General features: G+C 67.8%; 18 protein-coding genes. 11 read left to right on the forward strand and 7 right to left on the reverse strand.

Features of this window, described 5'->3' with window-relative positions; genetic code table 11:
- The first annotated feature begins 52 nt into the window (after positions 1 to 52).
- The 4 genes from ACFWF1_RS27610 (at position 53) to ACFWF1_RS27625 (ending at position 5,099) form a co-directional block, all read left to right on the forward strand.
- The gene (locus tag ACFWF1_RS27610; RefSeq protein ID WP_357391251.1) at positions 53 to 409 is read left to right on the forward strand and encodes a DUF485 domain-containing protein; all 357 of its coding nucleotides are present in this window, start codon (positions 53 to 55) and stop codon (positions 407 to 409) included.
- A complete protein-coding gene (locus tag ACFWF1_RS27615; protein ID WP_379287182.1) occupies positions 406 to 2,043 on the forward strand; it encodes a cation acetate symporter in 1,638 nt (545 codons plus the stop codon). The genes ACFWF1_RS27610 and ACFWF1_RS27615 overlap by 4 nt, the downstream gene beginning before the upstream one ends.
- A 52-nt stretch (positions 2,044 to 2,095) precedes the next feature.
- A complete protein-coding gene (gene acs / locus ACFWF1_RS27620; RefSeq protein WP_379287181.1) occupies positions 2,096 to 4,042 on the forward strand; it encodes an acetate--CoA ligase in 1,947 nt (648 codons plus the stop codon).
- Positions 4,043 to 4,154: 112 nt separating this feature from the next.
- Entirely contained in the window at positions 4,155 to 5,099 is a 945-nt protein-coding gene (locus ACFWF1_RS27625; protein WP_379287180.1) for an alpha/beta hydrolase family esterase, read from the forward strand.
- 124 nt (positions 5,100 to 5,223) lie between these two features.
- On the opposite strand, the gene ACFWF1_RS27630 is transcribed toward ACFWF1_RS27625, so the two are convergent.
- Positions 5,224 to 5,808 (reverse strand): NADPH-dependent FMN reductase, encoded by a 585-nt coding sequence (locus tag ACFWF1_RS27630; RefSeq protein WP_379287178.1) that lies wholly within the window; start codon positions 5,806 to 5,808, stop codon positions 5,224 to 5,226.
- Positions 5,805 to 6,689 (reverse strand): alpha/beta fold hydrolase, encoded by an 885-nt coding sequence (locus ACFWF1_RS27635; protein WP_379287176.1) that lies wholly within the window; start codon positions 6,687 to 6,689, stop codon positions 5,805 to 5,807. Before ACFWF1_RS27635 ends, ACFWF1_RS27630 begins: the two co-directional genes overlap by 4 nt.
- A 115-nt stretch (positions 6,690 to 6,804) precedes the next feature.
- On the opposite strand from ACFWF1_RS27635, the gene ACFWF1_RS27640 reads away from it, so the two are divergent.
- Positions 6,805 to 10,098, forward strand: a complete 3,294-nt coding sequence (locus ACFWF1_RS27640) for a BTAD domain-containing putative transcriptional regulator (RefSeq protein WP_379287174.1) — start codon at positions 6,805 to 6,807, stop codon at positions 10,096 to 10,098.
- A gap of 38 nt (positions 10,099 to 10,136) precedes the next feature.
- On the opposite strand, the gene ACFWF1_RS27645 is transcribed toward ACFWF1_RS27640, so the two are convergent.
- Entirely contained in the window at positions 10,137 to 10,391 is a 255-nt protein-coding gene (locus ACFWF1_RS27645) for a type II toxin-antitoxin system Phd/YefM family antitoxin (protein WP_379287172.1), read from the reverse strand.
- Positions 10,392 to 10,593: 202 nt separating this feature from the next.
- Between ACFWF1_RS27645 and ACFWF1_RS27650 the strand changes: the two genes are divergently transcribed.
- Genes ACFWF1_RS27650 through ACFWF1_RS27660 form a run of 3 tightly spaced genes read left to right on the forward strand, consistent with a single transcriptional unit; the run spans position 10,594 to position 12,298 of the window.
- Entirely contained in the window at positions 10,594 to 11,265 is a 672-nt protein-coding gene (locus tag ACFWF1_RS27650; RefSeq protein ID WP_379287170.1) for a hypothetical protein, read from the forward strand.
- Between the two features lie 40 nt (positions 11,266 to 11,305).
- Positions 11,306 to 11,833, forward strand: coding sequence for a DUF6529 family protein (locus ACFWF1_RS27655; RefSeq protein WP_379287224.1), 528 nt, complete (start codon positions 11,306 to 11,308; stop codon positions 11,831 to 11,833).
- A 15-nt stretch (positions 11,834 to 11,848) separates the two neighbouring features.
- The gene (locus tag ACFWF1_RS27660; RefSeq protein ID WP_379287169.1) at positions 11,849 to 12,298 is read left to right on the forward strand and encodes a ubiquinol-cytochrome c reductase iron-sulfur subunit; all 450 of its coding nucleotides are present in this window, start codon (positions 11,849 to 11,851) and stop codon (positions 12,296 to 12,298) included.
- Between the two features lie 4 nt (positions 12,299 to 12,302).
- Here ACFWF1_RS27660 and ACFWF1_RS27665 read toward each other — a convergent pair whose 3' ends face one another.
- Positions 12,303 to 13,028, reverse strand: a complete 726-nt coding sequence (locus ACFWF1_RS27665) for a hypothetical protein (RefSeq protein ID WP_379287168.1) — start codon at positions 13,026 to 13,028, stop codon at positions 12,303 to 12,305.
- On the reverse strand, positions 13,016 to 13,969 hold the full coding sequence (locus tag ACFWF1_RS27670) for a hypothetical protein (protein ID WP_379287167.1): 954 nt from the start codon (positions 13,967 to 13,969) through the stop codon (positions 13,016 to 13,018). The genes ACFWF1_RS27665 and ACFWF1_RS27670 overlap by 13 nt, the downstream gene beginning before the upstream one ends.
- 76 nt (positions 13,970 to 14,045) lie before the next feature.
- Here ACFWF1_RS27670 and lspA point away from each other — a divergent pair, with 76 nt between their 5' ends.
- Genes lspA through ACFWF1_RS27685 form a run of 3 tightly spaced genes read left to right on the forward strand, consistent with a single transcriptional unit; the run spans position 14,046 to position 16,250 of the window.
- Positions 14,046 to 14,666, forward strand: coding sequence for a signal peptidase II (gene lspA, locus ACFWF1_RS27675; protein ID WP_379287166.1), 621 nt, complete (start codon positions 14,046 to 14,048; stop codon positions 14,664 to 14,666).
- A complete protein-coding gene (locus ACFWF1_RS27680) occupies positions 14,663 to 15,589 on the forward strand; it encodes an RluA family pseudouridine synthase (protein WP_379287164.1) in 927 nt (308 codons plus the stop codon). The genes lspA and ACFWF1_RS27680 overlap by 4 nt, the downstream gene beginning before the upstream one ends.
- Positions 15,582 to 16,250 (forward strand): hypothetical protein, encoded by a 669-nt coding sequence (locus ACFWF1_RS27685; protein ID WP_379287163.1) that lies wholly within the window; start codon positions 15,582 to 15,584, stop codon positions 16,248 to 16,250. The genes ACFWF1_RS27680 and ACFWF1_RS27685 overlap by 8 nt, the downstream gene beginning before the upstream one ends.
- 267 nt (positions 16,251 to 16,517) lie before the next feature.
- Here ACFWF1_RS27685 and ACFWF1_RS27690 read toward each other — a convergent pair whose 3' ends face one another.
- Together ACFWF1_RS27690 and ACFWF1_RS27695 are read right to left on the reverse strand one after the other, a co-directional pair.
- Positions 16,518 to 17,336 (reverse strand): PhzF family phenazine biosynthesis protein, encoded by an 819-nt coding sequence (locus ACFWF1_RS27690; protein ID WP_379287161.1) that lies wholly within the window; start codon positions 17,334 to 17,336, stop codon positions 16,518 to 16,520.
- A gap of 80 nt (positions 17,337 to 17,416) precedes the next feature.
- A complete protein-coding gene (locus ACFWF1_RS27695; protein WP_379287159.1) occupies positions 17,417 to 19,840 on the reverse strand; it encodes an HAD-IC family P-type ATPase in 2,424 nt (807 codons plus the stop codon).
- Between the last annotated feature and the right edge of the window lie 15 nt (positions 19,841 to 19,855).

The following is a 19,855-nucleotide window of genomic DNA, read 5'->3' on the forward strand; positions in this document are numbered from 1 at the left end:
GGGCCTGGCTACGGTGCTCTGCAAGTAAGCCATGTCACAAGCTAGGACGCCCATGACCAGTACCGAACTCGACGGCACCGCCCCACGGCGCACGCCGAGTGCAGAAGAATTCATCGACGTGCAGGCCGGCCCGGACTTTCAAGAATTACGAACGCGCCTGCGCCGCTTCGTGTTTCCGATGACTGCCCTGTTCCTGGTCTGGTACCTCAGCTATGTGCTGCTCGGCGCCTACGCGCATGACTTCATGGCGCACAAGGTCTTCGGCAACATCAACCTCGGATTGCTGCTCGGCCTGGGCCAGTTCGTGTCCACCTTCGCCATCACCGCGCTCTACGTCCGGTTCGCCAACCGGGAACTGGATCCACGCGCGGCGGCCATCCGCAGCAAGCTCGAGGGAGGCCACGCGTGACCAACGTCAGTACCTACGCGGCCGCTACGACCGTCGGCAACCCGACGGCCAATATCGCCATCTTCGCGGTTTTCGTCGCGATCACCATGGTCGTGGTCGTCCGGGCCAGTCGTAACAACGCCACCGCCGCCGACTTCTTCACCGGCGGCCGCGGCTTCTCCGGCCCGCAGAACGGCATCGCCATCGCGGGCGACTATCTTTCCGCCGCAAGCTTTCTCGGCATCGCGGGCGCCATCGCGGTGTACGGCTACGACGGGTTCCTGTACTCCATCGGGTTCCTGGTGGCCTGGCTGGTCGCGCTGCTGCTGGTCGCCGAAATGCTCAGGAACACCGGCAAATTCACCATGGCCGATGTGCTGAGCTTCCGGCTCAAGCAGGGCCCGGTACGCACCGCGGCGGCGTTGACCACCCTCGCGGTGTCGCTGTTCTATCTGCTCGCGCAGATGGCCGGCGCCGGTGGCCTGGTCGCGCTGCTGCTCGACATCTCCGACAAGACCGGGCAGTCCATCGTGATCGCCGTGGTCGGCGTGCTGATGATCGTGTACGTGCTGGTCGGCGGCATGAAGGGCACCACATGGGTGCAGATCATCAAGGCCGTGCTGCTGATCGCAGGCGCGGCGCTGATGACGGTGATGGTGTTCGCCAAGTTCGGCTTCAACCTGTCCGACATTCTCGGCTCGGCCCAGGAGCATGTGACCGGGTCGAAGGCCAAGGGCGTGGCCGCCCGCGACGTGCTCGCGCCCGGTGCGCAGTACGGCGCCAACGCCACCTCGAAACTGAACTTCCTGTCTCTCGGTTTGGCGCTGGTGCTCGGCACCGCGGGTCTCCCGCACGTGCTGATGCGCTTCTACACCGTGCCGACCGCGAAGGAGGCGCGCCGATCAGTTGTGTGGGCGATCGGGCTGATCGGCGCGTTCTACCTGTTCACGCTGGTGCTCGGCTACGGCGCCGCCGCGATCGTCGGACCGGATCGGATCCTGGGCGCGGCGGGCGGACAGAACTCCGCGGCACCGCTGCTCGCGTTCGAGCTCGGCGGTGTGGTGCTGCTCGGCGTCATCTCCGCGGTCGCCTTCGCCACCATCCTCGCGGTGGTCGCCGGGCTCACCATCACCGCGGCGACCTCGTTCGCGCACGACATCTACGCCGGAGTCATCAAGCGCGGCAAGGTCGATGACGCCAAGCAGGTGCGGGTGTCCCGCATCACCGCGGTGGTGATCGGCTTGATCGCGATCGGCCTCGGCATCCTGGCCAACGGGCAGAACATCGCGTTCCTGGTCGCGCTGGCGTTCGCGGTGGCGGCGGCGGCGAACCTGCCGACGATCCTGTACTCGCTGTTCTGGAAGCGGTTCAACACCACCGGCGCGCTGTTCAGCATGTACGGCGGCCTGATCTCGACCATCGTGCTGATCGTGTTCTCCCCGGCCGTGTCGGGTACCGCGACCTCGATGCTGCCCGGCTCCGATTTCGACTGGTTCCCGCTGTCCAACCCCGGAATCGTCTCCATTCCACTGGCTTTCGTGCTCGGTGTGGTCGGGACGTTCCTCGGCAAGGCCGACGAGAACCCGGCCAAGCAGGCCGAGATGGAGGTCCGCTCGCTGACCGGCGTCGGCGCCGAGAAGGCGGTCGTGCACTGACCCACTGACCGATAGTTGTTGTCCCCCTTGTTCTCTCGATAGGAGATATCGCGTGACCAGCGCAACCACCGATCCCCGCGACACCACCGCACCGGCGTCCTACCGCCCCGGCGATTCCTTCGCCGCGACGGCGAATGCCGATGCGGGACTGTACGACCTGGCGGCGGCCGATCGGTTGGCGTTCTGGGCCGAGCAGGCGCGACGGCTGTACTGGGAACAGCCGTGGTCGCAGGTGCTGGACTGGAGCGACGCGCCGGTCGCGCAGTGGTTCGTCGGCGGCAAGCTCAATGTCGCCTACAACTGCGTCGACCGGCACGTGCTGGACGGGCACGGTGACCAGATCGCCATTCACTGGGAGGGCGAGCCCGGCGACTCACGCGATATCACCTATAGCGAACTTCGTGACGAGGTATCAAGGGCGGCAAACTATCTGACCGAGCTGGGGTTGCGGGCGGGTGATCGGGTCGCCATCTATCTGCCGATGGTGCCCGAGGCCATCGTGTCGATGCTCGCCTGCGCCCGGCTCGGGCTGACCCATTCGGTGGTGTTCGCCGGCTTCTCCCCCACCGCCCTGCGCCAGCGGGTGGACGACGCGGGGGCGCGGCTGGTGATCACCACCGATGGGCAGTGGCGGCGCGGCACGGCGGTGCCGCTCAAGGCGGCCGTGGACGAGGCGCTGGGCGGCGCGCGATCGACCGTCGAGCATGTACTCGTGGTGCGGCGCACCAACATCGACGTGCCGTGGACCGAGGGCCGGGACCTGTGGTGGCATGACACCGTCACCGATGCCTCGCCGGAACACGAGGCGCAGGCGTTCGACGCCGAGCATCCGCTGTTCATCCTCTACACCTCCGGCACCACCGGAAAGCCCAAGGGCATCCTGCACACTTCTGGCGGATATCTCACCCAGGCCGCCTACACCCATCACAACGTCTTCGATCACAAAGCGGGACAAGACGTTTACTGGTGCACCGCCGACATCGGCTGGGTCACCGGGCACAGCTATATCGTCTACGGACCGCTCGCCAATCGAGCCACCCAGGTGGTCTACGAGGGCACGCCCAACTCCCCGGACGAGCACCGGCATTTCCAGATCATCGAAAAGTACGGCGTCACCATCTATTACACGGCGCCGACCCTGGTTCGGACCTTCATGAAGTGGGGCCGCGAGATCCCCGACGCCCACGACCTGTCCTCGCTGCGACTGCTCGGCAGCGTCGGCGAGCCGATCAACCCCGAAGCCTGGCGCTGGTACCGAGAAGTCATCGGCGGCAACCGCACTCCGATCGTGGACACCTGGTGGCAGACCGAAACCGGTGCCATCATGATCTCCCCGCTGCCGGGCGTCACCGCGACCAAGCCCGGTGCCGCGATGGCCGCACTGCCCGGCATCTCGGCCAAGGTGATCGATGACGACGGCACCGAACTCGATAACGGCACAGCGGGATTGCTGGTGCTGGACCAGCCGTGGCCGTCGATGCTGCGCGGCATCTGGGGCGACCCGCAGCGCTTCCGCGAGACCTACTGGGACCGATTCGCCGCCGCCGGTTGGTATTTCGCCGGTGACGGCGCCAAGCTCGACGACGACGGCGACCTCTGGGTGCTCGGCCGGGTCGACGATGTGATGAACGTGTCCGGCCACCGCATCTCCACCGCCGAGGTCGAATCCGCGCTCGTCGGGCATGCCGCGGTCGCCGAGGCGGCGGTCGTCGGCGCCAGCGACGACACCACCGGCCAGGCCATCGTCGCCTTCGTCATCCTCACCGCGGGCGCGACGAACAGCGGCGACCCGCTCGTCAAAGAACTCAAAGCGGCGGTGTCGCACGAGATCAGCCCCATTGCCCGGCCACGCGAGATCCATCTCGTCCCGGAGCTGCCGAAAACGCGCAGCGGCAAGATCATGCGCCGCCTGCTCCGTGACATCGCCGAAGGCCGCGAGCTGGGCGATACCTCGACCTTGGTCGATCCCAAGGTTTTCGAGGCCATCGCCCGCGGGTAGCCCCCGCCCCCGCGACGGACCCGGCCACCCGTAATGGCGATGAGGGGACGGGTCCGTCGCCCAGGGAATCGAGGGCATGTGCAGAGCTCGGCGCGTGGTCTACGCTCGCGGTGTGCGAGTCACCGCGCTTCGCCTCTCCGCCGTCCTCGGCTCCTTTCTGCTGATCGCCGCCTGCCTGCTGTCCGGCGCGCCGGGCGCGCAAGCCCAGATCGACAAGCGCTGCTTCACCAATGGTGCGGGCACCCGCTGCTACTACCTGCATCTGCCACCAGGAGACGCCGCGGGCAAGCCGCTGATGGTGTACCTGCACGGCTGTGACGATCCGATCGACCATCCGGAGCCGACCGGCTTCTCGCTCACCACGGTCGCCGACGAAATGGGTTTCGTGCTCGCCTACCCGCTGCAGGATCCGGCGGCGAACAAGGAGCTGTGCTGGAACTGGGACAAAGCCGGGAACCAGCAGCGTGGTGAAGGCGAGCCGTCCATCATCGCGGGCATCACCACCGCGCTGATCGATGAATTCCAGCTCGATCGCTCGCGCGTCTACCTGGGTGGATACTCGGCGGGCGGCGCCATGACCACCAATCTCGGTGCCACGTACCCCGACCTGTACGCGGCGATCGCCCCGATGGCGGGCGCGCCGTATCTGAGCAAGCCCGAAGGCGAGGTCATCATCGACGCGATGGGCCCACGAGTCCGCCCGATGCCGACCTACTTCCTGCAGACCCTTTTCGATGAGATCAGCACCATCGTCATCGGCCGAGCCAACCTCGCCCAGTGGCGCGCGGCCGACAATCTCGCCGATCCGGGTTCCGTACCGACGCTGCCGACCGAGGTACAGGTTCTCGATCTCGGGCGGGGCATACCGAACCCGCTCATCGTCGAGCATTACGCCAGCCCCCGGGGATGCGAACTCGCACAGTTCACTACACCGCTGCTCGCCGAGCACGGGATCGGCGCGTGGCTGATGCAGCAGGATCACGGCATCGAAATGCAGCGAAACCTGATGCGATTCCTCTTGGCGCATCGCATGCCGCCCGCCCACCAAACCTGCTGAAATCCACAGCGCCGCAAGATCACCCCGATCGAATCCGAGGTTTCCGAGGCGATCGCCCGGGGGTAACCCCAGAGCGGCGGACCTGGCCACCGCAGCGTTGAGGGGGGCCGGGTCTGCCGCCGAGCTAGGGCACGAACGGGGTGGTGGCGCGGGCGGTGTGCAGGGCGGTGGCCCACCACACGAGTTGGTCCAGTAGGGCGTTGACGGATTCGTCCAGGTCAGGGTCGCGGCGGGGCCAGGTGCCGTCGGCGGCGAAGCGCTGCCAGGTTTTCGTGATGGTGAGGGTGCGACGGATCGGGACGGCGTTCAGTTCGGCGAAGACCTGGCGCAACTGGGCTGCGGCATGGCCGCCGTCGGTGTCGCTGCCGTAGCCGACGATTGTGACGGGCTTGGCGGCCCATTCGGTGTCGAACCAGTCGATGGCGTTCTTCACCGCGGCGGGGAAGCTGCGGTTGTATTCGGGGGTGACCACGACGAAAGCGTCGGCGGCGGACAGTCTTTCGCCGAGCTCTCGTACCGGTACGGGCGGTGGCTCGTCGTGGCCGGCCAGTTGGTCGGGCAGCTGCGCGGTCGCGAGGTCGATGCGATCGAGGTCGAGGGCGCGGCGGCGGAGTCGGCCGGCGAACCAGTCGGCGACGGTGGGGCCGAACCGTCCGGTGCGGGTGCTGCCGACGATCAGCGCCACCCGCAACCGGTTCGGGTCGGTCATCGGACGGGCGCGTCGAGGAAGGCCGGGATCATCGGCAGCAGCAGTTCCGGACGGTGCACCAGGGTGATGTGCGAGGTGCCGGGCAGGATGGCCAGTTGCGCGTTCGGCAGGCCGGCCGGGGTGTCGCCCATGACGCCGCCGCCGAACAGCCGGAACATCTCGACCGCGTGCTCAGGCCGGATGATGTCGGCATCGCCGATCACGGTCAGCGTGGGCGCCTTGATCTGGCGCACCGCGTCGGCCGCGAACACAGGGCTCGCGTGCTGATCGTGTTCGGTTACCCGGGCGACCAGGCGCGGGAAGTCCTCGGGGCGAGGGGCGTTCGTCAGATAGTCATTGTGGAAGGGTGTGCCATATAGCTGTTCTGGCTGCAGCTCGGCCAGACCGTCCAGCAGACCGGGCTGCATCGCGGAGGCGTCGAGACCGCCCGCAGCCAGGATCTGCTTGCGCACCAATTCCGGGTGGGTGAGCGAAATCTGCAGGGCGACACCGGCACCCATGCTATAGCCGAGGATGTCCGCGCGCTGGACGCCGAGGGTGCGCAGCAGGGCCACGGTGTCCTCGGCCATCTGCGGGGTGCGCAGCGGGCGGTCGATGTCGGCGGTGTGGCCGTGCGCCTGCTGTTCCACGGCGATGACCTGACGAGTCTTGGACAGTTCCGGGATGAGCTGGCCGAAGTCGGTGCCGATGCCGGACAGCGCGCCGTGCAGCAGGAGCAGCGGGGGCTGGTCGGTCGGGGCGCCGTGCACCTCGTAGTACATGTGCAGGCCGTTCACGTCGGCGTAGGCGCCGGGCTTGCTGGTGTGGCCGGTGGCACCGCAGCCGGTCAGCAAAGCGGTCGCGGCCAGGGCGGCGATGGCGAAGACGGTGGTGAGTTTCATGTCCGGGCTCTTTTCGGTGGGTTGATTTCCGCGTTGTCACCAACTGTGGCCGGGGCACCTTCCGGTTTGTTTACGATGCGTTTCCGCTGAGCAGGGCCGTCGCTAAGCTGCCGGTATGCGTTTCGGTGTGCTCGGTCCGTTGGCGGTCTGGACGGATTCCGGTACTCCCGTACCGATCCCCGGCACCAAGGTGCGGGCGTTTCTGGCGGATCTGCTGGTCAACGCCGGGCAACCGGTGTCGGGTGATCGGCTCATCGATGACATCTGGGCCGAGGATCCGCCCGGTAATCCGGCGGGCACGCTGGCCGCCAAGGCGTCTCAGCTGCGGCGGGCGTTGGAAGACGCGGAGGCCGGTGGGCGCGACCTGGTGGTCTCACCGCCGCCCGGGTATCGGCTTGCGAGCATCGATCTCGATTCGCTGCGGTTCCGTGCGCTGATCGCGACCGCACGTGCGGAGACCGACCCCAAGGAGCGAGCCCAGGTATTGAGCGAAGCGCTCGGTCTGTGGCGTGGGCCCGCGTTCGCGGATTTCCGTGATGCCGTGTTCGCGCAACCGGCCATCGCGCAGTTGGAAGAGCAGCGACTCGTCGCGGTGGAGGAGTTGGCCGAGGCGCGGCTGTCGCTGGGCGAATACCGCGATGTTGCCAGTGAACTCGCCACCGCGGTCACCGAACATCCACTGCGCGAACGGCTTCGGGCCGCTCAGCTGCGGGCGCTGTACGGTGCGGGGCGACAAGCCGAGGCGCTGGACAGTTATGAGGAGCTGCGCAGGCAACTGGCCGATGAGCTCGGTCTCGATCCGAGTCCCGAACTGGTTGCGCTGCAATGGTCGATCCTCGGTCAGGAGCTGGAACTCGCCGCTAGGCCGGAAACCGTGCTCCGGCGGCGCAGTTCCAATGTTCCCGCCCAACGCACCGAACTCATCGGCCGGGCGGCGGATCTCGTCGAGCTGCAGCGCGCGGTCGGCGAGGCTAGGCTCGTCACGTTGACCGGTCCCGGTGGCGTCGGCAAGACCCGGCTCGCGCTGGCGACCGCGGCTGCGTTGACTGACCGATTCCCGCACGGCACTTGGCTGGTCGAGATGGCGCCGCTGCAGCCGACCGCGGCCGACGGCGCGACGTTCCTCGTCGACGCAGTGTCGCAGGTGCTCGGCATCCGGGCTGCCGACGGCGCCGATCCGACCGATCTGCTCTGTGAAGTGCTTGCCGAGCAGGAATTGCTGCTGGTCCTGGACAATTGCGAACACGTCGTGGAGCATGCCGCCGAACTCGCCGAATTACTGCTCAGTGCGGCACCGAAGTTGCACATTCTGGCCACCAGCCGCGAGCAGTTGCGCCTGCCCGGCGAGGACGTTGTCTCGGTGGAGCCGCTCGCGGTGCCCGCGCCGGATGCGGAGGTGGCGGAGCTCGAACAGTCCAGTGCGGTACAGCTTTTCGTTACCCGTGCGCGGGCGAGTGCCCGTGATTTCGTCCTCGATACCGCTACCGCCGAACCGGTCGTGACCCTGTGCCGCAGGCTCGACGGTATCCCGCTCGCGCTGGAGTTGGCGGCGACCCGGGTACGCGCGCTCGGCGTGCACGAGATGGTCGCCCGGCTCGATGATCGGTTCCGGCTGCTCGCCACCGGGCATCGTGGTGCGCCGCCGCGGCAGCAGACGCTGACCGCGATGATCGACTGGAGTTGGGAGCTGCTCGACGAGACCGAGCAGGCGGTGTTGCGACGGCTGGCGGTGCATGCGAGTGGGTGCACGCTTGATGCCGCCGAAGTCGTCTGCGCCACAGCTGGTTTCGAGAATTACGCGACGCCTGCCGCCGGGTGTTCCCCCGAACCGAACTCCCTTGCGGGGATCGGCGAAGGTTCGCGCGCCCAGGCCACGACGGGCGTGCGGCTCGATGAGTCCACGGTCGCCGATGTTGTTGCGCGACTGGTGGATCGGTCGCTTGTGCAGGTCGCGGGCCGACGGTATCGACTGCTGGAGTCGGTCGCGGCGTTCAGTCTGGATCGGCTGACCGAGGCGGGCGAGTTCGAGGGAGTGCACCGCGCGCACCATCGGTACTACCTGGCGCTGGCCGAGCAGGCCGCGCCCGAACTGCACGGTGCTGATCAGCAGCGCTGGTTGCGTCGGCTCGATGCGGAGGCAGCGAATCTGCGTGCCGCACTGGTCGGATTCGTACGAGCGGGTGCCGCCGACGAGGCCTTGCGTCTGGTCAACGCACTCGCCTGGTACTGGCTGCTCCGCGGACGGCTGGCCGAGGCACAACGCTGGTTCGACGCCACACTGGCACTGGGCGGGGCCGCGCGCTGGCGCGCACCCGCACTCGCCTGGCGGGTCGGATTCACCTTCCAGCAGGGCGAATTCATCGATGGCGCGACCAGGCGGCGCGAGATAGCGGCGATCTACGACACCGTCGACGACCCGGCGGGCCGGGCCCGCGCCGAACTGTTCCTCGCCTTCTCCGCGCTCGAGTCGGGCGAGGTCGCCGAGCTGGAAACCCTGGTACGCAAGGCACTTCCGGTATGCGAGCAACTCGGCGACCACTGGGGCATCGCCCTCGGACACGTCGCCTTGGCGAAGTCCGCGCACAGCCGCGTCGACCTGGCCGCGCTCGAACACCACGCCCGCGCCGCCGCCCGGCTGTTCGCCGAAATCGACGACCGCTGGGGCAGGCTACAGGCCGCCGAATGGTTGGGTGGCCTCGCCGAATTGACCGGTGACCTCGCCGACGCCACCGACATCCACACGGAAGCACTGGGTTTGGCCCAGGATCTGGAGCTGTGGGGCCAGGTATGCACCCACCTCTGCTGGCTCGGCTGGATCACCATGCAGCACACCGACTTCGACCGCGCCCAAGCCCTCGGCGAACAAGCCATCCGCATCGCCGCCGAACACGGCTACGGCCCCGGCCGCATCTTCGCCTCCGTCGTCCTCGCCTTCACCGCCCGCCGCAACGGCAAACCCGAAGTCGCCGAACCCATCCTGCACGAACTACTGGCCTTCACCCCCACCGATGGCGAGGAAACACCCCTGTTCATCCCCATGCTCCAGGTCGAACTCGGCTACCTCCTCGAACAACGCGATCCCGCCGCCGCACTGGCCATCTCCCTCACCGCCCTGGACGGCGCCCAACGCATCGAAGCCCCCCGCGACACCGCCTTCGCCCTAGCCGCCCTCTCCGCAGCCACCGCCGCCCTCGGCCACTTCGACACCGCCGCCCAACTCCTCGGCGCCGCCCACACCGTCCGCGAAACCAACGGCATCCCCCTACTCCCCGCCGAACGCCCCGACATCGACCGCCCAACCACCACCACCCGAGCAGCCCTTGGCGCCACCTTCACCGCGGCCCACACCGCAGGCACAAAACTGACCATCCCCGAAGCCCGCGCCCTCGCCGCTACAGCAGCCCCGTAACCACCGTTCCGGGCCCAGGTCTGCCGCCTAGCCTGTCCTCACCACCGCAGGTCGTCCGTTGTCCCTGGCAACACCTCTCGCAACTCTTCGCGCTGACCAGAGACGTCCGGGCCGAGCCGATCCAGCTCTTGGACGATCTCCGCTGCCGAAATCCACTGCCTCCGCCGAGCCAACGGGACAATCCTCGCGACCGGGCGGCCACCCTTCAGGATTTCGATCTCCTCACCACCTTCGACACGTCGCAAAACCTCCGCGGTGCGATTGCCCAGTTCACGAATGGTCAGAGAATTCACGCTGCGACGGTAGCCCTCCAACCGAACATTCAGGGTGGCGCGACACGTTCGATCGACACGCCGAAAATTGGGTGTCGCGAATGTCCAGTTGAACCAGTGGGTGGGCTGTCCCGTTGACATTGCGAAGAGCGGTGCCGGTACAGCCTGACGTTCGGGGATCGCTTCGGCCGGATTGCCGACGGTCGGATATTGAGGAGATCCTGTGAAACGTTTTGGGCCTTGGCTCACTCTGGCGGCGGTGGCCGTGCTCGGCATTGTGTTGTTGGTCGTCAATATGTCCAAAGAGAGCGAACCGGCGGCGGCGAAAACGAATACGCCGGTGGTGACGAGTAGTGCCGTTGTGGCACCGTCGACTACCGCCCCACCACCGACGAGCAACGCACTCGCACCGGTGCTATTTCCATCGAAAGCGGACTACGTCGGCAAAATTCCGTTGGCGACCGGTGCGCCGATCACGCTGTCGATCACTGTCCAGGGGGACAAAGCGACTGCCTATGCCTGTGATGGGAAGGCGGTCGAGTCGTGGTTGCAGGGTAGTGCGGCCGGTGGCGCGCTGCAGCTGACCGGGAAGAACGACGCCAGGCTGGATGGGCGTTACGACGGCAAGGTGGTCGGCGGGACGTTGTGGCTGGGCCCCAAGAAGTGGGAATTCACCGCCGCGCCAGTGCAATCGCCCGCCGGACTCTATGTCTACAGCGAGGGTGGTGCGCGGCAGAGCTGGATCGTCGATGGCAACGGCAACGTCACCGGGGTGCAGCGCGCCGCCGACGGTGCGACCTCCCCGGCCCCGAGGCTGAGTCCGGACGCGACGGCAATCGTCAACGGCAAGAAGATAACTGCGAACAAGGTAAGTGGTGGTGACAGTGTCGGCTGATCGAGAGACGCCGCCCGGCGGGCGGCCGCAGCCGAGTGCAATGGCGGTCGCGGCCATCGCGATCCCGGTGCTGATCGGCGCGGCGGTGTCGGTGCTACTCGGCGTCTACGCCAAAACGCATGAGCCAACGGGCTTCTCGATCAATGTCGCGGGATTCTCCAGCCCGCAGGCGGTCAAGACGTGGCTGGCCACCATTGCGTTCTTACTTGCCATCTTCCAATTCGTCTCCGCGCTGGCGATGTACGGCAAGCTGCCGGTCAGCGCCCCGTCCTGGATCGGCACCGCGCATGTTTGGTCGGGCAGGCTGGCCGTGCTGGTCAGCGTCCCGGTCGCGGTGCACTGTCTGTACGCCTTCGGTTTTCTGCAGTACGACACCCGAGTGCTGCTGCATTCCCTGCTCGGCTGTTTCTTCTACGGCGCGTTCGTCGCCAAGATGCTGCTGCTCACTCGAAAAGGGTTGCCCGGCTGGGTGATCCCGGTCGCGGGCGGCCTGGTGCTGGCCGGCCTGACCGGCCTCTGGCTCACCTCATCGCTCTGGTTCTTCCAGCACAACGGCCTCACCTTCTGATCGGAGATCCATTACATGACCAACGACGAATCGGTTTTCACCCGCCGCAGTGTGGTCGCGGCGGGCGCTGGCGCCGTTGTCGCGGCTGCGGCACTGACCGCATGCACCACCTACGGCAAGGAAAACACCGCTCCCGCACCGAATCCCACACCGGCCGGCACCCCGGCCGCCCCGGGCCAACCCGCGGGCAACGCACTCGCCAAGACCGCTGACATCCCCGTCGGCGGCGGCGTGATCGTCGGCGACACCGTGGTGACGCAGCCGAGCGCAGGCACCTTCGTCGGCCTGTCCGCGACCTGCACACACGCCGGTTGCACGGTCGCCTCGGTAGCCAACGGCACGATCAACTGCCCGTGCCACGGCAGCAAGTACAAGCTGGACGGCTCGGTCTCCAACGGCCCGGCCACCAAGGCGCTGGCCGCGAAAACCGTTCGGGTCGTCGGTGATTCGGTGGTGACGGGCTAGCCCGTCACGGGCCGGGAACACCCTGCAGCCGACGCACCTGCGCGGCGGTGAGATCGCTGAGCACCCCGGCCTCGACGGGTTCCGGCGCGGTCACCGCCACCTGCGCCAGCGTGCTGCCCACCTGCACGATCGCGACCGAGGAGTACAGCGTCAGCCCGTCACTGGTGGCGCGCACCTGAAACGCGGTGGCCGCGTCACCGGCCTGCGGCGGGGTGAGACCACCGACCCGGTAGTCGACCGCGATGCCGGTGGCGTCGTTGCCGGAGTAGTGGGTGCAGCGCCGCAAGGTCGCCTGTACCTCCGAAAACGCGGGCGCCACTACGTCGTTCGCGAAGCTCGCCGCATCGATATCGACGCTGGAGAAATTCGGGCCCGAGTACTGAACAGCTGCCTTGGCAAGCGAGCCCGGCCGCTGCGCACTCAGTGGCGTAAGCACTTTCGCGCATTCCGCGGGATCGGTCGGCGAGTCCTGCGCACCGGCGGGCGCATCGACCCGGGTGGGCAGCATGGTGAAGTTCGGCGGCAGATTCGTACTGGTCAGCAGCTGATCGTGCAACCGGTCGGCATCGGTGATCGGGGCGACGGTCACCGGTGCGGCGGTCGCGGCCGGACCGAGCGGCGGTAGTTCCGCCGAAGCGGGAGCCGCCGATTTCGACGATCCGCACGCCGCGACGAGCGCGGTGCTCGCGGCGGCCAGCAACAGCCCGAACCCGCGGCTCACTCCGTCCACGACACCTGCGTGTCGATCGTCTGCTGCAGCACGCTCGCACTGCGCGCGTCGCGGTACCCCTGATGGCCGCCGACGGTGATGGACCCGGCGACCGGCAGCGGCAATCCGAGATCGACGGTGATGGTGCCGTTGCCCTGCATGACGTAGTCCTGGATGTCGAGCTTGCCCGCGTTGTTGGGCAGGTTCCATACCGCGGACTTCGGCTGCTGGATGACATCGAGCTCGATGGTCAGCCGGTCGCCGTCGCGTTTGGTCAGCGTCGCCGTGGTGACCTGATCGAGGGTGACGCCGCCGCTGATCTCCTGCCGCACCGTCCAGACCGCGCCCTCGCCGACCGGCTGATCGGGGAACGCGATCGAGCGGTAGACCGCTTGATAGAAGGCCTGCTCCAGCGCGGCCCGCGCCGGGTTGGAGGTGTCCGGCGACGGCTCGAGCCGCAGTGCGGTGATGGCGCCGAAATCGCTGAGGTCGAATCCGGCATGCGAGCCGCCGGTCTTGATGAGCGCCTTGGCCAGCGACGGGTCCGGCGTGGTGACGGCGCCGAGCGTCAGATCGATGCCCTCGGCGTCGGTCTGCGCGGTCATCGGGATGGACAGGGCGGGCGCGGAGAAGTCGCGCGCGGGCTGATCGTTGATCTGCTGCGCGATCCGGTGCGAGGTATGCAGCGTCACCTGCTGCACCGTGCCCGCCGGGTAGTCGCGGTGCAGCATCGAGCGCGGCTCGGCGCCGGGCGAGACGAGGACGGTGGTCGCGGCCGGGATCGGCACGGTCACTTGCTTGCCGATGCCGAGCGGCTCGGTGCCGTCGGTCTCCGAGCGCGACTCGGTGCCACCGCTGCAGCCGGTTCCGAACGCGGTCAGGCCGACCGCGAGCACTATCAGCAGCACACCCGACCGCGCGAACCGGGGGATGTGGGGGGAAGACAACACCGTCACGAGCATCAGCGTACGACCGGATCCTGAGTGTCAGCTTTGACTTGCGGGTGACCACCGCACAACGTGTCGGGTAGCTCGAGAGATGATGGTGCGTGTGAGTGAAGAGCCGCCGTCCGAGGAGAGCCCAGCGAATACCGCCGAGGAGGCGACACCAGCGAGTCCGCCACAGCGGCTGCGGACCCTACTAATCATCGCCGGAGTGCTGCTCGGCCTGGACTTACTCACCAAATGCATCGTGGTGGCGAACCTGAAGCCGGGCGAGCCGGTGTCGATCATCGGCGACTTCGCGCGGTTCAGCCTGGTGCGTAATCCGGGCGCGGCCTTCTCCATGGCGACCGGCATGACCTGGCTGCTGACCTTGGTCGCGGCGGCCGTGGTGATCGGCGTGGTGCGCATCGGGCGCACGCTGCGGTCGCTGTGGTGGGCGATCGGGCTCGGCATGGTGCTCGGCGGCGCGCTGGGCAACCTGGTGGACCGGCTGTTCCGGGCGCCGGGGCCGCTGCAGGGACATGTGGTCGACTTCATCGCGATCGGCTGGTGGCCGGTGTTCAACGTGGCGGACTCGTCGATCGTCTGCGGCGCGATCCTGCTGGTGGTGCTGACCGTGTTCGGTTTCGAGCCGAACGGGACGCGCACCGGGCGCGACGAGCCCGACACCGCCGATGACACGACCGAGACCACTGTCGAAGGGAACACCGCATGAGGGAAACACGAACCATGCCCGTTCCCGACGGGCTCGACGGCATGCGGGTGGACGCGGGCCTGTCCCGGCTGCTCGGCCTGTCCCGCACTGCGGTCGCCGCGCTCGCCGAGGAGGGCTCGGTGCAGCTCGACGGCATCGCGGCGGGCAAGTCCGATCGGCTCGCCGCGGGCGCCTGGCTCGAGGTGATCTTCCCGGAACCGAAGCGCGAGCTCTCGATCGAGGTCGCGCCGGTGGAGGGCATGCGGATCCTCTACGCCGACGACGACATCGTCGCGGTGGACAAGCCGGTCGGCGTCGCGGCGCACACCGGCGTCGGATGGACCGGGCCGACGGTGATCGGCGGGCTGGCCGCGGCCGGCTACCGCATCTCCACCTCCGGCGCGCACGAGCGTCAGGGCATCGTGCACCGGCTCGATGTCGGGACCTCCGGGGTGATGGTGGTCGCACAGTCCGAGCACGCCTACACGGTGCTGAAGCGGGCATTCAAGCAGCGCACCGTGGCCAAGCGGTATCACGCACTGGTGCAAGGACATCCGGACCCGAGCAGCGGCACCATCGACGCCCCGATCGGGCGGGCCCGCGGCAACGACTGGAAGTTCGCGGTGACCGCCGACGGACGTCCGAGCATCACGCACTACGACACCGTCGAGGCGTTCCAGGCCGCCAGCCTGCTCGACATCCACCTGGAAACCGGCCGCACCCACCAGATCCGGGTGCACTTCTCCGCGATCCGGCACCCATGCTGCGGCGACCTCACCTACGGCGCGGACCCGCGGCTGGCGCAGCGCCTCGGCCTGGAACGGCAATGGCTGCATGCCCGTTCGCTCGGCTTCCACCATCCGGCCGACGGCCGCTGGCTGGAGATCACCAGCGAGTACCCCGACGATCTGAAGCACGCGCTGGACGTCCTGCGCAATGCCTGACCGGCGGACGCCGCCCCTTGGGCGCATTGCCCTCGGGGCGGCGGCTGTCGCGCTGGTTGTCTTCATCGTGCTGCTCGGCGTGCTGAATCCGCCGCGCAAGGCGGGGGTGTTCACCGATCGACTCGGCCCGGAGCAGGGTGAGCGGGTCGCGGATTATCTTGCGCGCGCTCATGATTCGCTCAACGGCACGGACAGTGCTGAGCACTGGGCGCTGGTCTCGTTCGCCGAACCCCTGGTGCCGGAACAGATCCCACCGAACAGCGGTGGGATGCGGATATCGCAAGTGCTGTACCAGGTTCCGGTTCCCAGGGTGCAAACCCCGTTGGTCTCGGTCCCTGTCCCGGCGGGCGACGAGGCGGCGGTTACCTCCGCTGAGTCGGCCGCATGGCTACTCCCCCGAACCGCACCCGACGAACGCGGCACCCGCATCACCGCTCTCTCGGCCGCCCGTCTTCGCGCAGGCTGCGCCTGCACCGTCGGACTCGTTGTCCGCGGCCCACTCGACGGCCTCCGAAACCTGGCCTCCCGGAACGGAATCCGCGCGGTGCAGGCACTGCCCGCCGATGCCGTAGCCGGTCGATTCGGCGTCGTACCGCTACTCCCCGACCAACTCGACGTCGTCCTCCCCGGACCGAACGACGGCCCGGTCCCGGAGCAGTGACGCCCACGCGGCGCACCAGTTCTCCTGCCGCGCACGAATTCGCTGGCTGATTCGTGCGCGGGAAACCAAAGGATGCGCGTCAGTGGGGACAGACCTCCGCCGGGATGATTCATCCCCACTTCATCCCGGCAGAGGCCTGCGATCACCACGGCGGATCAATGATTCGCCGTGGTGACAGCGCACGACTCGGCGGCGCGGCCACGTTTCGTCGGCGCTATGGGCAGCGCGAGTCCTGTTGGCCGCGTACACGAGTCGCGAATGCTCGGATCAATCCGGCAGCTGGACAACCCCATCGAGGTACCGGCGGCACCGACCGACGAGCAGCACCCGGTCACCGGCGAGCTCACAGCGCAGGCTGCCGCCGCGCCGGGAGAGCTGGCGGGCGCTGAGCTCGGTCCGGCCGAGCTCACGCGCCCACAGCGGAACCAGTTGGGCGTGCGCCGATCCGGTGACCGGGTCCTCCAGCACGCCGACACCCGGCGCGAAGAATCGCGACACGAAATCGGCACTCTCGCCGGGAGCGGTGACGATCACGCCACGCGGCAACGGCGGGAACGCGGTGAAAATCGGTACAGCGTCGCGGACTTCCTGTTCGCTGGCCACCACGATCACCTCGTCGGTGCCGGTGAAGGCGCGCACGGCGCTCACGCCGAGCGCGGCGACGAGCACCAGATCAGGTTCGGTCTCGGTGGACGGCACCGCGGGCAGATCGAGCACGAATTCGTCGTCGTCGGTGCGGTCCACGTGCAGCCAACCGCTGCGGGTGAAGAAGCTCACCCGGTCGGCGCCGGGATGCATGTCCTCCAAAATCTGTGCGGCACTGGCTACCGTGGCGTGCCCGCACATGTCCACCTCCACCGTGGGCGTGAACCAGCGCAGGTGGAACGCGGGCCAGTCTCCCGGAGGCGCACCGGCCTCCGGCGGTAATTCCGTGGTGTAGAAGGCGGTTTCGGCGAGGTTGTTCTCCTCGGCCAGGTGTTGCAGCAACGAATCCGGGAGCCACGACGAGAGCGGCATCACCGCGGCTGGGTTGCCCGAGAACGGTGCGTCGGCAAACGCGTCGATCTGGTGCAGCAGTACCTCCATATTCGGAGAAGGTACTCCAACACTGAATGGTCGCTTCGCACAAGGCTTCTCGCGGCGCGCCGGGTCAGATGTCCAGTTTGTCAGGAATCGCCGTTATTCACGGTCGGGAACAGCTTCCCCTGCTCACCGAGCAGCTTCGCGCTGACCCACCACGCGACCTCGACCAGCACGATTCCGACAGCGCCGCAAATGAATGCGGCCGTGGTGAGCCCCACGTCCGACGGATCCAGCTTGAAGAAGTGCCGGGTGAACGGGACGGTGAACAGGATGACGTACGCGGCCACCGAGGCCCCGATCAGCACCACCTTCCACCACACATACGGCCTGGCCACGATGGCGAGCACCCACACCGCGATCATGATCAAGGTGATCAGCGCGGTGGTGCCTGCCTGCTCCTTCTGCTGCGCGGTGGCGTCGGGACCGGAGTAGGCGATCAGGTAGGCGACGAAGGTGGCGACGCCGATCACCACACCGGACGGGATGGCCAATCGCATGACGCGCCGGACGAATCCGCTGCGGGCGCGCTCGTTGTTGGGCGCGAGCGAGAGGATGAACGCCGGGATGCCGATGGTGAACCAGGCGGCGATCGTGACATGCCGCGGCAGGAACGGATAACCGATCGGGTCGTAGCCGAAGATCTGCGAGCCGATGCCCGCGATGCCGATCAGGAAGGCGAGCAGCACCGAGTAGACGGTCTTGGTGAGGAACAGATTCGAGACCCGCTCGATGTTGCCGATCACCCGGCGGCCCTCCCCCACCACGTACGGCAGGGTCGCGAACTTGTTGTCCAGCAACACGATCTGCGCGACCGCGCGGGTGGCCGGGCTGCCCGCGCCCATCGCGACGCCGATGTCGGCGTCCTTGAGGGCGAGCACGTCGTTCACGCCGTCACCGGTCATCGCGACGGTGTGGCCGCGCGACTGCAGGGCGGCCACCATGGCGCGCTTCTGGTCCGGGCGGACCCGGCCGAAGGTGGTCTCGTGGTCCAGTACATCGGCGAGTTGCTCACGGTCGTCCGGCAATTCGCGCGCGTCGACCGCGTGATCACCGCCGGTGAGGTCCAGCGAGGAGGCGACCGCGCCGACCGAGACGGCGTTGTCGCCCGAGATCACCTTGATCGAAACATTCTGGCTGGCAAAGTATTCGAGGGTTTCCTTGGCGTCCGGCCGGACCCGCTGTTCCAGCACGACCAGCGCGGCGGGGCGCACCGTGCCCGGCGCGTCCGCGGCGTCCACCGGGCGATCGCTGCGGGCCAGCAGCAGGATGCGCAACCCCGAGGAGCCGAGTTCCTCTGCGACCCTGGCCTCTTCGGAGTTCGGGTCGAGCAGCACGTCGGGCGCGCCGAGCAGCCAGTCGCCGTGCTCGCCGTAGGAGCAGCCGCTCCACTTCTTGGCCGAGGAGAACGGCGCGACCGCGGTGCGCTGCCAGCCGGGGCTGTCCGGCAACGCCTCGGCGATGGCCTGCACGCTCGCGTTCGGACGTGGATCGTCGGCCGCCAGCGCGGCCAGGGCCTGCCGAACGTCGTTGTCCTCGAACGATTCCAGGGTCTTGATGTCGGACAGGCGCATGCCGTTCTCGGTGAGCGTGCCGGTCTTGTCCGCGCAGACCACGTCCACCCGGGCCAGGCCCTCGATGGCGGGCAGCTCCTGCACCAGGCATTGCCGCCGCCCCAGCCGGACCACGCCGACCGCGAACGCGACCGAGGTCATCAGCACCAGGCCCTCGGGCACCATCGGCACCAGCGCCGCGACCATGCCGCTCACCGCGGGCCGCCACGACTCCTTGCTGGAGAACAGCTGGTTGTAGATGCTCAACAGGCCGGCCGGAATCAGCAGGTAGGTGATCACCTTCAGGATGGTGTCGATGCCGCTGCGCAGCTCCGACTTCACCAGCGTGAACTTGCTCGCCTCGTCGGCCAGCTTGGCCGCGTAGGCGTCCTTGCCGACCTTGGTCGCGCGGTAGCAGCCGCTGCCGGAGACCACGTAGCTGCCCGACATCACCTCCGCGCCGACCTGCTTGTCCATCGGGTCGGCCTCGCCGGTGAGCAGCGACTCGTCGATCTCCAGCAGCGAGGCCTCGGCGACCTCGCCGTCGACCACGATCTGGTCGCCGGGACCGAGCTCGATCAGATCGTCGAGGACAACCTCGCGCGGCGCCACCTCGACGGCCTTGCCATCACGGCGCACGGTCGGCTTGGTCTGGCTGACGATGGCCAGCTTGTCCAGGGTGCGCTTGGCGCGGACCTCCTGGATGATGCCGATCGCGCTGTTCGCGATGATCAGCAGGCCGAACATGCCGTCGATGATCGAACCGGTGGCCAGCACCAGGATGAACAGCACGCCGAGCAGGGCGTTGATCCGGGTGAAGACGTTCGCCTTGACGATGTCGCGGACCGAGCGGCTGGCCCGATCCGGCACATCGTTGGTGAGCCCGTCGCGGCGACGTTGCTCGACCTCCGCCGCGGTGAGTCCGGTGGCGCGCGAAGCCTGCACGGTTGTCGACATGACCGCAAGGCTACG

The sequence above is a fragment of the Nocardia sp. NPDC060255 genome (assembly GCF_042727395.1).
Classification (GTDB): Bacteria; Actinomycetota; Actinomycetes; order Mycobacteriales; family Mycobacteriaceae; genus Nocardia.